At 56.5% G+C, this 12,433-nt stretch carries 13 protein-coding genes; 5 read left to right on the top strand and 8 right to left on the bottom strand.

Features of this window, described 5'->3' with window-relative positions; all coding sequences use genetic code 11:
* Window positions 1-294 precede the first annotated feature (294 nt).
* Window positions 295-1,326: an AI-2E family transporter gene (locus tag H7R56_RS12775; protein WP_106929080.1), complete on the top strand. Its 1,032-nt coding sequence runs from the start codon at window positions 295-297 to the stop codon at window positions 1,324-1,326.
* A gap of 2 nt (window positions 1,327-1,328) precedes the next feature.
* On the opposite strand, the gene H7R56_RS12780 is transcribed toward H7R56_RS12775, so the two are convergent.
* The 8 genes from H7R56_RS12780 to H7R56_RS12815 form a co-directional block, all read right to left on the bottom strand.
* Window positions 1,329-1,502, bottom strand: a complete 174-nt coding sequence (locus H7R56_RS12780; RefSeq protein WP_106929082.1) for a GhoT/OrtT family toxin — start codon at window positions 1,500-1,502, stop codon at window positions 1,329-1,331.
* Between the two features lie 198 nt (window positions 1,503-1,700).
* Window positions 1,701-1,937 (bottom strand): hypothetical protein, encoded by a 237-nt coding sequence (locus H7R56_RS12785; RefSeq protein ID WP_146145732.1) that lies wholly within the window; start codon window positions 1,935-1,937, stop codon window positions 1,701-1,703.
* Between the two features lie 111 nt (window positions 1,938-2,048).
* Window positions 2,049-3,473, bottom strand: a complete 1,425-nt coding sequence (gene patD / locus H7R56_RS12790) for an aminobutyraldehyde dehydrogenase (protein ID WP_106929086.1) — start codon at window positions 3,471-3,473, stop codon at window positions 2,049-2,051.
* 14 nt (window positions 3,474-3,487) lie between these two features.
* Complete coding sequence (locus H7R56_RS12795; RefSeq protein WP_106929088.1) at window positions 3,488-4,303, bottom strand: ABC transporter permease; 816 nt, start codon at window positions 4,301-4,303, stop codon at window positions 3,488-3,490.
* Window positions 4,293-5,222, bottom strand: a complete 930-nt coding sequence (locus H7R56_RS12800; protein ID WP_374956752.1) for an ABC transporter permease — start codon at window positions 5,220-5,222, stop codon at window positions 4,293-4,295. The genes H7R56_RS12795 and H7R56_RS12800 overlap by 11 nt, the downstream gene beginning before the upstream one ends.
* Window positions 5,223-5,234: 12 nt before the next feature.
* Complete coding sequence (locus H7R56_RS12805) at window positions 5,235-6,248, bottom strand: ABC transporter ATP-binding protein (protein ID WP_106929091.1); 1,014 nt, start codon at window positions 6,246-6,248, stop codon at window positions 5,235-5,237.
* 17 nt (window positions 6,249-6,265) lie between these two features.
* A complete protein-coding gene (gene ydcS / locus H7R56_RS12810) occupies window positions 6,266-7,411 on the bottom strand; it encodes a putative ABC transporter substrate-binding protein YdcS (RefSeq protein ID WP_106929093.1) in 1,146 nt (381 codons plus the stop codon).
* Window positions 7,412-7,708: 297 nt separating this feature from the next.
* Window positions 7,709-9,118 carry an aminotransferase-like domain-containing protein gene (locus H7R56_RS12815; protein ID WP_106929095.1) on the bottom strand — a complete coding sequence of 470 codons (1,410 nt, stop codon included), beginning with the start codon at window positions 9,116-9,118 and terminating at the stop codon, window positions 7,709-7,711.
* Window positions 9,119-9,350: 232 nt separating this feature from the next.
* Here H7R56_RS12815 and H7R56_RS12820 point away from each other — a divergent pair, with 232 nt between their 5' ends.
* The 4 genes from H7R56_RS12820 (at window position 9,351) to H7R56_RS12835 (ending at window position 12,362) form a co-directional block, all read left to right on the top strand.
* Window positions 9,351-10,751, top strand: coding sequence for a cytochrome ubiquinol oxidase subunit I (locus H7R56_RS12820; protein ID WP_106929096.1), 1,401 nt, complete (start codon window positions 9,351-9,353; stop codon window positions 10,749-10,751).
* Window positions 10,748-11,758, top strand: a complete 1,011-nt coding sequence (gene cydB / locus H7R56_RS12825) for a cytochrome d ubiquinol oxidase subunit II (protein WP_106929098.1) — start codon at window positions 10,748-10,750, stop codon at window positions 11,756-11,758. Before H7R56_RS12820 ends, cydB begins: the two co-directional genes overlap by 4 nt.
* A complete protein-coding gene (locus tag H7R56_RS12830) occupies window positions 11,758-11,883 on the top strand; it encodes a DUF2474 domain-containing protein (protein WP_181358025.1) in 126 nt (41 codons plus the stop codon). The genes cydB and H7R56_RS12830 overlap by 1 nt, the downstream gene beginning before the upstream one ends.
* Window positions 11,884-12,008: 125 nt before the next feature.
* On the top strand, window positions 12,009-12,362 hold the full coding sequence (locus H7R56_RS12835) for a hypothetical protein (RefSeq protein WP_227674715.1): 354 nt from the start codon (window positions 12,009-12,011) through the stop codon (window positions 12,360-12,362).
* The last annotated feature ends 71 nt before the right edge of the window (window positions 12,363-12,433 follow it).

A 12,433-nucleotide genomic window follows, 5' to 3' on the forward strand; every position in this document is an offset into this window, starting at 1 on the left:
GCTGCGCCAGTGATGCTCACCACAGAAGGCAGAAAAGGAAGGAAAAACAGAAGTTTTGGCAGAAACAAACGTCCTGAACATATTGTCCATAAAATTACAATCATCCGCGGTATTGCTTCTCATCGTTGCGGATTAAAATTGTCCTCAGTAGTTAAACACAGTTAATTTCTAACACAGCCAACGAAGTATTTCAAAATGTTTTCAAATCTTTACTAAGGTTGTTTGATGTAAATGCATTTATTATTAGATGATTCGCAATTATCATAATCAGCAGAATTTATAGCAGGAGCAACCATGGCCAGGCCGATCATCACGCTTAATGGATTAAAAATCGTCATCATGCTCGGCATGCTGGTTATCATTCTTACCGGTATTCGCTTTGCGGCGGAAATTATCGTGCCCTTCGTACTGGCGCTGTTTATCGCCGTGGTGCTTAACCCGGTGGTTCAACTGCTGGTGCGCTGCCGCGTCCCGCGCGTGCTCGGCATTTCGCTGCTCATCGCCGTGATTATCCTGGTTGCCGTGCTGCTGTTAGCATCGCTGGGCACCTCGCTTAACGAGCTGACGCGTACGCTACCGCAATATCGTTCGTCGTTGGCGGTACCGCTTTATAACCTTCAGCCATGGATGCAGCGCTTCGGCATTTCCGTCTCTCCCGATGAACTGATTAAGTATATCGATCCCAACGCCGCCATGACGCTGGTTTCACGTTTGTTAAGCCAGCTGTCAAACGCCATGTCGTCAATCTTCCTGCTGCTGCTCACGGTTGTGTTTATGCTGCTGGAGGTGCCGCAGCTCCCGGCAAAATTCCAGCAAATTATGTCGCGACCGGTGGAAGGGATGGCGGCCATTCAACGGGCGCTGGACAGCGTGTCGCACTATCTGGTGCTGAAAACCGCCATTAGCCTCGTTACCGGCCTGATTGTGTGGGGAATGCTGGAACTGCTGGGCGTGCGGTTTGCGTTTATCTGGGGTCTACTGGCATTCGCGCTCAACTATATCCCCAACATCGGGTCGGTGCTGGCGGCCATTCCCCCTATTCTGCAGGTGCTGGTGTTCAGCGGCTTTTACGACGCGCTTATCGTACTTGCGGGGTATCTGATTATAAATCTCGTTTTCGGCAATATTCTTGAGCCTCGCATCATGGGACGCGGCCTTGGGCTCTCCACGCTGGTGGTCTTTTTGTCGTTAATTTTCTGGGGCTGGCTGCTGGGCCCGGTCGGGATGCTGCTATCGGTACCGCTGACGATTATCGTCAAAATCGCACTCGAACAGACTGAAGGCGGTAAAAGCATTGCCATTCTGCTCAGCGATCTTAGCCATTAACGTCAGAACAGCGACAGCAGTAGCGCAACGGGGAAGCTGAATGGCCACGTTGCGCCAATCAATACCGTCGCTATCAGACGAATAGAGGTACTTTCTTTAGTGAGAAACCAGGTGATAAAGGCACAGATCACGGCCATCACGGCGTAGAAAACAAGCATGTGTTGATACAGCGTCACCAATTTAGTCCTTACAATTGATCGTTAAAGCGGCGCAATATGCTACGTTTTTTGACACACATCAAGTTTTTGCCGCTTTTCGCGTAGGGATCGCTAATCCACACACATTCATCTCCAGATGAATTCACTGCGTGGATGAATTAAAACCAAAGCAACGGTACGCCTCTTTAGTTTTTAATTCTGTGATATGGGTTACGATTAGCGTTTTGGTTGGGAAGCGGTAAAAACCGTATCGGCGACCGGGTCGCTCACCGCATAATTGGGATTGAACTGCGCGATAGGGTTCACTTTCTCCGTATCCCAGGCCTGCGCCAGGCAGGCGGCATCAAGCCGATGTTCGCCGTGACAGGCGGCAATATGATTCGCGGAATAGATAATACCCACGCCGATTAAGGCCGCGATAACGGCAGCGCTACACACAATACTCTTTTTCATGATGCTGACTTTGCCCGGTTTTACAACGGCGCGCATCCTCGCACGTTGCTCCGGGCATGTCAAAAATGGCGCAGTGGGCGGCAGGTTTTTCGCCTACCGCGAAGGGGGTAATCAGTGCTTAATCATCACATGGCGCACGACGGTGTAGTCCTCCAGTCCGTACATCGACATATCCTTGCCGTACCCCGATAGCTTCTGCCCGCCGTGGGGCATTTCGCTGACCAGCATAAAGTGGGTGTTGATCCACGTACAACCGTACTGCAAACGCGCGCTCAAACGGTGCGCGCGCCCTACGTCGCGGGTCCATACCGACGAGGCCAGGCCATACTGTGAATCGTTGGCCCACGCCAGCACCTGCTCTTCACTGTCAAACACCGTCACGCTGACTACCGGGCCAAACACTTCTCGCTGAACGATATCATCTTCCTGCAGCGCGCCCGCCAGCAGAGTCGGCTGGAAGTAATAACCGCTTCCCTCTGCCTTCTCACCACCGGTTACCACCTTAATGTGCGGCAGCGCCCTGGCCCGCGCCACGGCATCGCTGACGCGCGTCAGATGTGCCAGTGAACTCAGCGGCCCCAGTTCGGTGCTCACATCCTCCGGGTCGCCGAATTTAAGGGTTGCCACCGCCGCGCCAAGGCGAGCCACCAGCCGGTCATAAACGCCCCGCTGCGCATAGATTCGACAGGCGGCGGTACAATCCTGTCCGGCGTTGTAAAAACCAAACGTCCGTACCCCCTCAACCACGGCATCGATATCCGCGTCGTCAAACACAATCACCGGCGCTTTCCCTCCTAGCTCCATGTGCGTGCGCTTAACGGAAGATGCCGTATGCGCCAGAATATGCTCGCCGGTGGCGATTGAGCCGGTCAGCGACACCATGCGTACCTTCGCGTGGCCGGTCAGCGGATCGCCAACGGTATGACCGCGACCAAACAGAACGTTCAGCACGCCGGCAGGGAAAATATCTTTCGCCAGCTCGGCCAGCGTGAGCGCCGTAAGCGGCGTAATTTCAGACGGTTTCAGTACCACACAGTTGCCCGCCGCCAGCGCCGGTGCCAGCTTCCACGCGGCCATCATCAACGGATAATTCCACGGTGCAATCGAGGCCACCACGCCAACCGGATCGCGGCGAATCATGGAAGTGTGGCCTTCAAGATATTCCCCGGCCGCCAGGCCATTCAGGCAGCGCGCCGCGCCGGCAAAGAAGCGGAATACATCCACCACCGCCGGAATTTCATCACCGGCCACGCAGTGCAGCGGCTTGCCGCAGTTAAGGGATTCCAGCCGGGCGAACGTCTGAGCATGCGCTTCAATCACGTCGGCCAGTTTTAACAAACACTCTGCGCGGTGCTTTGGCGTGGTTTGTCCCCATTGTATGAATGCACGGTCGGCGGCATGCACCGCCGCATCTACCTGCGCGGCGCTGGCCTCCGCGATGTTCAGCAGGATCTCACCCGTAGCGGGGTTATAGACCGGCTGCGCTTCGCCTTCACCCGCGACCAGCTCACCGTTAATCAGTAACTTATGTTGCATAGCATGATCCTGTTTTATTTAAATGTCGTACCACCGCCGGTGGCCGCGTCGTCTTCGCGCGTCAGCCACCATGCCCCTAAAATCGGTATCATTGTCAGTATCATCACCAACAGCGCGACCACGTTGGTCACCGGCACATCGCGCGGGCGCCCAAGTTGGTTAAGCAGCCACAGCGGCAACGTGCGCTCATGGCCTGCCGTGAAGGTGGTGACGATAATTTCATCAAACGACAGCGCAAATGCCAGCATTCCCCCTGCCAGCAGCGCCGAGCCCAGATTTGGCAACACAACGTAACGGAAGGTTTGCCAGCCGTTAGCCCCTAAATCCATCGACGCTTCGACCAGGCTCCATGAGGTCCGCCGGAATCGGGCAATGACGTTGTTAAACACCACCACCACGCAGAACGTGGCGTGACCGATCACAATCGTGAACAGCCCCGGCTCCAGATTCACTACCTTAAACGCGGTCAGCAGCGCCAGTCCGGTAACAATGCCCGGCAGCGCAATCGGCAGCAGGAGCAGCAGCGATATCGCGCTTTTGCCAAAAAAATCCCGCCGCCACAGCGCTGCTGCAGCAAACGTGCCAAGTACCAGCGCAATGGCCGTCGACAGCGCGGCAATTTTCAGTGACAGTGTCACAGCCTCGTAGATATCACTGCGCCCAGCCGCCTCGCTAAACCAGCGCAGCGTCAGGCCTTGCGGCGGGAAACTGAAGGCGGCGTCTTCGGTGTTGAAGGCGTAAAGCGCGATAATCACCAGCGGGAAGTGCAGGAAAATAACGCCCCCCCAGGCGGCAATTTTGAGGAACTGCGGTGCGCGTTCAGAGTGCATCGAATGCTCCCAGGCGCTTCACAAACGCCAGATAGAGCGCAATCAGGACGATTGGCACAAGGGTAAACGCCGCCGCCATCGGCATATTGCCAATAGCCCCCTGCTGAGAATAAACCATATTGCCGATGAAGTAGCCCGGCGGCCCCACCAGCTGCGGGACGATAAAGTCCCCAAGAGTCAGCGAGAAGGTGAAGATAGACCCCGCCGCAATCCCCGGTATCGCCAGCGGCAGCACGACATGGCGGAAAGTCTGGCGCGGCAATGCGCCGAGGTCAGCGGATGCCTGCAACAACGAGCCGGGGATCCGCTCCAGCGCAGCCTGTACCGGCAGGATCATAAACGGCAGCCAGATGTATACAAACACCAGAAAGCGCCCCAGACCGGAGGTCGACAGCGTATTTCCGCCAACGCCCGGCACGCTCAGTATCGCCGCCAGCAGCGGCTGTAGACCCAGGTGATTTAAAAACCACTGGGCTACACCGTCTTTGGCCAGCAGCAGCGTCCAGGCGTAGGCTTTGACAATATAACTGGCCCACATCGGCAGCATGACCGCCACGTAGAAGAAGGCCTTTTTCTTGCCGTGGGTATAGCGCGCCATATACCACGCCATCGGAAACGCCAGCAGCGCGCTGGCGACCGTCACTGCCAGCGCCATCACCAGCGTACGGACAATAATGTCGTAGTTAGCCGGGTTAAACAGGGCGTACAGGTTTGCCAGCGTCAGCGTCGGGGTAACCGACATGGTGAAATCATCAAAGGTGTAAAACCCCTGCCACAGCAGCGTCAGCAGCGAACCGAAATAGACAATGCCGAACCACATCAGCGGCCCGAGCAGCAGCAGAAAAAGCCCCAGCGTCGGCTTACGCCAGAACAGGCTGGCTATCTTTCCGCCGCCGCGGGAGGAAGGTACCGGCGTCATGCTCATCTCCATTTACCTCCCTCCATCCAGCGCGATCATGGCATCGCGCGGCCAGGAGGCCAGAACATCCCGGCCCACCGCAGGTCCTTCCGCATCCAGCCCGACGGCAAAGTTCGCCTGGCTCACCAGTAGCTTATCGCCGCTTTCAAGCAACAGCTCATAGCGCGTCGCCGCGCCCTGATACTGCACCGCCTGTATCCGCCCTTTCACCTGCACTTCGCCACCTTCATTCAGGCGGATGTGTTCAGGTCGCAGCGCCCAGTTCCCCGTCATGCCGCATAGCGTCTCCGACATCGCCGGGTCGAACACGTTAGAGGTCCCGACAAAGCTGGCGACGAACGGCGTTCGCGGGCGCAGATAAAGCGCACGCGGCGAGTCCACCTGCTCAATGCGACCGTTGTTAAAGACCGCGACACGGTCCGACATCGATAGCGCCTCGCCCTGATCGTGGGTGACGAAAATAAAAGTGATCCCCAGGGACTGTTGCAGCTTTTTTAATTCGAACTGCATTTGCTCGCGCAACTTCAAATCCAGCGCACCTAGCGGTTCGTCGAGCAGCAGCACCCGGGGTTCATTAACCAGCGCGCGGGCAATCGCCACGCGCTGACGCTGGCCGCCGGAAAGCTGCGACGGCTTGCGCCCGCCGACGAAACCCAGCGCCACTTTCTCCAGCGCCTGCGCCGCCCTGGCCTGACGCTCTTTCTTGCCAACGCCCTTGACCATCAGCCCGTAGGCGACGTTATCAAGCACTGACATGTGCGGAAACAGCGCGTAATCCTGGAAGACGGTGTTAACGTCACGCTCCCACGGCGGCAGTTCGCTGGCGTGACGGCCAAAAATAGAGATAGCGCCGCCGCTCAGTTGTTCAAATCCGGCGATCAGCCGCAGACAGGTGGTTTTGCCGGAGCCAGACGGCCCCAGCATCGAAAAGAACTCGCCGTCATGGATGGCGATACTCACGCCATCCACCGCCCGAACGTCACCATAAAGTCGCGAGACGTCATGAAACTCTACTGCATACGTCATAATGGACTCCTGGGTAATCAACGGCCGCCCATAATGGCGATATAGTCCTGCGTCCAGCGGCTGTAAGGCACATACTTGCCGCCCTCGGCAATCGGCGTTTTCCAGAAGGCAATTTTGTCAAAGAAGCTGTAGCCGTTGGTTTCACAACCTTTGTCGCCCAACAGCGCGCTGGCTTTACACCCTTCAGCCACCACCGGCAGTGAGCCAAACCACGCCGCCACATCACCCTGCACCTTCGGCGTCAGCGACCAGTTCATCCACTTGTAGGCGCAAACCGGATGCTTCGCTTCGGCGTGCAGCATGGTGGTATCCGCCCAACCGGTAACGCCCTCTTTCGGGAAGACGGTCGCAATCGGCTGACCTTCACCTTTCAGGCCGTTGGCCTGGTATGGCCAGGCGCTGGACGCCACCACGCCTTCATTTTTGAAGTCGCTCATTTGTACGGTCGTGTCATGCCAGTAGCGATGAATCAGGCTATGCTGATCGCGCAAGACCTTCAGTACCGCCTGGTACTGTTCTTCGGTCAGCTGGTACGGGTCGCTAATGCCGAGCTGCGGCTGTGTCGCTTTCACAAACAGCGCCGCGTCCGCGATGTAGATTGGGCCATCGTAGGCCTGCACGCGGCCCTGATTGGTTTTGCCGTCCGGCAGATCCTGTTTCACAAAGACCACGTTCCAGGAATCCGGCGGCACAGGGAAGGTTTTAGTGTTGTACATCAGAAGGTTAGGTCCCCACTGATACGGGGTGCCATACACTTTGCCGTCGACGTTAAACCATGCACCTTTCTCAAGTCGCGGGTCGAGGGTTTTCCAGTTTTCGATAAGTGCGGTATTAATCGGCTGCACGCGCTTACCCATGATCAAACGCAGCGAGGCATCGCCGGAAGCCGTCACCAGATCGTAGCCGCCTTTCGCCATCAGGCTAACCATTTCGTCAGACGTCGCCGCCGTTTTGACGTTCACCTGGCAGCCGCTCTCTTTCTCAAACTGCGTGACCCAGTCGTACTGCTTGTCGGTCTGACCTCGTTCGATATAACCCGGCCAGGCAATAATATCCAGTCGTCCTTCGCCTTTTCCCAATGACGTTGGCGGCTCGGCGGCATTGGCGGTGGCAACCGTCATCACCAGCGCGCACAGGCTGCTGCGGGCAAATGTCTTGCTCATAAAGTTTTACTCCTGTCACAATGAATTTGAGCGGCAGCCGTGCCGTTAAAAATATCTCCCTGTTTAAAAATAGACGGCGCCATGACAACCACCGTTGCGGCAGATAAAAATTTGCACAGGTTGTGACAAAGTGCGCATTCCGCAAAAAAGCAATAATCAATGCAGATAATATGGATTATAGACAAGGAGTTACTGGCCGCAGGTGCTATGCGAATTTCCTATGACCAGCCAAAATGAAAAGCCCCCGAATAACCGGGGGAATAATTAAATACAGAAGCTGAAAATAAGCGTTGGTGATTAACTCAGCATTTGTCGAATAAGTTGCCCCAGGGTTTCGACCGCTTTATCTTCTCTTTCCCCCCAGCCCCACGCGGTATTAAAGCGGAAAAATGACGACCAGCTGTCGGTCGTCGAAAACATTTTGCCTGGAGCAATACTAATGTGGTGTTCCAGCGCTTTCGCACTCAACGTGCCCGCATCCATCCCGGCCGGCAGCTCCAGCCAGAGAAAATAGCCGCTATCGTTATGGTGTATGCGCACCTCAGGCGGCAGCGAACGCAGCAGCGACTGCCACGCCAATTGCTTACGTTCGGCCAGCTGGCGGCGCAAGCGGCGCAGGTGAGCGTCGTAGCGCTTCGTTGCCAGATAGTCGACCAAAGCGAGCTGCATCGGCGAACTGGTCGACAGCGTGCTCATCAGCTGCAAATGCTGAATGCGACGCGCATGTTTACCGGCCGCCACCCAGCCAATACGGAACCCAGGAACCAGGCATTTGGAAAACGAACTGCAGTGCAGCGTCATATCCTGCTTATCCCACGCCTTCGCGGGCAGCGGCTTCTCTCGGCCAAAATAGAGCTCGCTGTAAACATCGTCTTCAATCAGGGTCACATTGTGGGCGGTAAGGATCTGAATAAGCTTCGCTTTCTTTTCCGGCGTCAGCGTAAAACCCAGCGGGTTCTGGCTGTTAGTCATCAGCCAGCAGGCTTTCACCGGATAGTTCTGTAGCGCCTGCACCAATGCGTCGAGATCAATCCCATCCTTCACGTCGGTGGCAACCGACAGCGCTCTCAGCTTCAGGCGTTCCAGCGCCTGAAGCGCCCCGTAAAAACAGGGGTTCTCCACGATCACCCAATCGCCCGGCTCCGTTACCGCCTGAAGGCTCAGGTTCAGCGCTTCCAGCGCACCGGCGGTAATCACGATCTCATCAGGGGATATCGTCATACCCTGTAACGCATAGCGGCGGGCAATAGCATGACGCAGCTCATCGTTACCCGGCGGCAGGTTTTCAATCACGCTCATGGCCGTGGCGGTTTTACTCACCTGTGCCAGCGAACGGTTCAGCTGCGGCAGCGGGAACAGTTTAGGGTCGGGAAACGCCGAGGCAAACGGCAGCACCGCCGCGTTGCGGCTGGCCTGCAGTACCTCAAAGATGTAGGTATTGATATCGACGGCGTTATCCGGCATTACCTGTGCGGGGGCCGCCGCGCGCGGTGCTACCGGATGCGGCGCCACGTAATAACCGGACTGCGGGCGTGCAACAATCCGCCCCTGGCTTTCCAGCAGCTGATACGCATGGCTGACGGTCATAAAGCTCATACCGCTATTGGCCACCTGCTCGCGCAGCGACGGCAGCTTATCACCCGGCTGCCACACCCCGTGGGCGATCTGTTCCGTCATCTGCTCGGCAAGCCGCTGGTACTTTTTCATGGTCGATCCCAATCGCGCAAACTGTGCGAATATATTATATCAGCGTTACAATTTTTGCATTTTTATGTAACTGATATATTCACTCTATCGCCATGATTGAATTAGCTTTGTCGGAAAAACGGGCAAATAAAAAAGCAAAACTGTTATCATTTAAAAGGCGGCGACTGTTTCTGCAACCCATTCACGCCGCTGCGTAAAATCACCGGGAGTTATTCTATTTTCCGGAGTCTGCATGTTCGGTCTTGATGCGTTTCACCTCGCACGAATTCAGTTTGCCTTTACCGTGTCGTTTCACATTATCTTCCCTGCTATCACCATTGGGCTGGCAAGTTACCTGGCGGTGCTGGAAGGTCTATGGCTAAAAACCCGTAACCCGCTCTGGCGCTCGCTGTATCAGTTCTGGTCAAAGATTTTCGCCGTCAATTTTGGCATGGGCGTCGTCTCCGGCCTGGTGATGGCCTACCAGTTTGGCACCAACTGGAGCGGTTTCTCGCAGTTTGCCGGCAGCATTACCGGCCCGCTGCTGACCTACGAAGTGCTGACCGCCTTCTTCCTCGAAGCCGGTTTTCTCGGCGTGATGCTGTTTGGCTGGAACCGCGTTGGGCCAGGGTTGCACTTTTTCGCCACCTGCATGGTGGCCCTCGGCACGCTGATCTCAACGTTCTGGATCCTCGCTTCCAACAGCTGGATGCAAACGCCACAGGGCTACGAAATCGTCAATGGTCAAGTGGTGCCGGTAGACTGGTTTGCGGTGGTATTTAACCCATCATTCCCTTACCGCCTGCTGCATATGTGCATCGCTGCGTTTCTGAGCAGCGCGCTGTTTGTCGGCGCTTCGGCAGCCTGGCATTTACTGCGTGGCAACCCCTCACCGGCAGTACGCGTGATGTTCTCCATGTCGCTGTGGATGACCCTGATTGTCGCCCCTATTCAGGCGATGGTTGGCGATATGCACGGGCTGAATACGCTGAAGCATCAACCTGCAAAGATTGCAGCGATTGAAGGCCACTGGGAAAATCCGCCGGGAGAACCGACGCCGCTGCTGCTGTTTGGCTGGCCGGACATGAACCAGGAGCGTACCCGCTACGGGTTGGAAATCCCGGCGCTGGGCAGCCTGATCCTCACCCACAGTCTGGATAAACAGGTGCCTGCACTCAAAGACTTTGCCAAAGAAGACCGGCCAAACTCGACGATCGTTTTCTGGTCGTTCCGCATTATGGCCGGATTAGGCATGCTGATGCTGTTGCTAGGCGTCGTCGCGCTGTGGCTACGCAAAAAACAGACGCTTTATACTTCACGCCCGTTCCTGTGGTTCGCGCTGCTGATGGGGCCATCGGGGCTCATCGCCATTCTCGCGGGATGGGTGACCACCGAAGTCGGTCGTCAGCCGTGGGTGGTCTACGGCTTGCAGCGTACGGCGGAAGCCGTCTCGGCCCACGGCGATCTGCATATGAGCATCAGCCTGCTGGCCTTCTTTGTGGTGTACAGCGCGGTCTTCGGCGTCGGCTACAGCTACATGGTACGACTGATTCGCAAAGGGCCTCAGCCGTTTAATCCACCGCCGCACGGTACGCCGTCGCGTCCACTTTCCGCCGCGATCACCGCACAGTCGTCCCAGGAGAAGCGAGCATGAATGTCGATCTGTCTATTGTCTGGTTTGTGATTATTGTCTTTGCCACCCTGATGTATATCGTCATGGACGGCTTTGATTTGGGTATTGGCATCCTGTTTCCCTTCACCCGCAGCGCACAGGAGCGTGACGTAATGGTCAACAGCGTCGCTCCGGTATGGGACGGCAATGAAACCTGGCTGGTACTCGGCGGTGCAGCACTCTTTGGCGCGTTCCCGCTGGCCTACGCGGTCATTATTGATGCGTTGACGATTCCGCTTTCGCTGATGCTTATCGGGCTGATTTTCCGCGGCGTCGCCTTCGAGTTTCGCTTCAATGCCACGCCTTCACATCGCCCGTTCTGGGATAACGCCTTTATGGGCGGCTCGATGCTGGCCACCTTCTGCCAGGGCGTAGTTGTCGGAGCCGTCATTAACGGTTTTCCCGTCAGCCAGCGCGCCTTCAGTGGTGGCCCATTCGACTGGCTGACGCCATTCTCGCTCTTCTGCGGCGTAGGGCTGGTCATCGCCTATGCGCTGCTGGGCGCAACCTGGCTGGTCATGAAAAGCGAAGCCGCTCTGCAAAGCCGTATGCGCCGCGCTGCGCGTGGACTGCTGCTCGCGCTGCTGGCGGTGATGGCGATTATCAGCGCGTGGACGCCGCTTCAGCATGCCGCAATCGCAGCGCGCTGGTTTAGCCTGCCCAATCTCTACTCTCTGCTGCCGGTCCCGCTGCTGGTGCTGGCCGCAAGCGGCGCGCTATGGCATCAACTGGCGCTGCGTGAAAGCCATGTGCCGCCGTTTATTCTGACGCTCGCGCTGGTATTCCTGGGCTTTAGCGGGTTGGGTATCAGCATCTGGCCCGCGATTATTCCACCGTCTATCACGCTGTGGCAGGCCGCCGCGCCGCAACAAAGCCAGGAGTTTATGCTGATTGGCGCCATCTTTATTATTCCCGTCATTCTGGCGTACACCTTCTGGAGCTATTACGTGTTTCGCGGCAAAGTGCCGCAAAATGAGGGATATCATTGATGAAAAGCCGCTGGATATCACGCCTGTTCTGGTTAATTGCGCTGTGGGGCGGCAGCGTGCTGGCGCTGGCAACGGTGGGCGGCTTATTTCGCATGCTGATGACCGCTGCCGGTTTTAAAGCCTGAAAGAACAGCTGCCTGGGTATTGAATCGTACTGGCCAAGAGAAATCCTAATTGCTCTGGCCTTCACATTTCCTCCACTTTTTGTTGGTGAACTAACGCCATTGCACCAAAGCAATGTCTGGAGTACATGATGAAAAAACGTATTGCACTGTCTGCGATTCTGGCGCTGGGCCTGTGTTCAACCGCCTTTGCCGCCGATCGTCAGGATCCGCCGAAAAAGCCGCCTGTAGAACAACAGCATCAGGGTCAGCACGATAACAAAGGCCCGCAGCACGATGGCAAAGGCCAGCCGCCGCGTGATGAAAAAGGTCAGCAGCAAGATGGCAAAGGCCAACCGCCGCGCGACAACAAAGGTCAGCAGCATGATGGCAAAGGCCAACCGCCGCGCGATAACAAGGGTCAGCAGCACGATGGTAAAGGTCAGCCGCCAAAACATGACGGCGACAACAAACTGCCACCGCCGAACGACCAGCGTAATTAATTAAAAAAGGCCGGAGAGCACACTCGCTTTCCGGCCTTTTACTTTATATGCCCCCGCGCTGGCGAGTGGCG

This window comes from Klebsiella sp. WP3-W18-ESBL-02, assembly GCF_014168815.1.
Classification (GTDB): Bacteria; Pseudomonadota; Gammaproteobacteria; order Enterobacterales; family Enterobacteriaceae; genus Kluyvera; species Kluyvera ascorbata_B.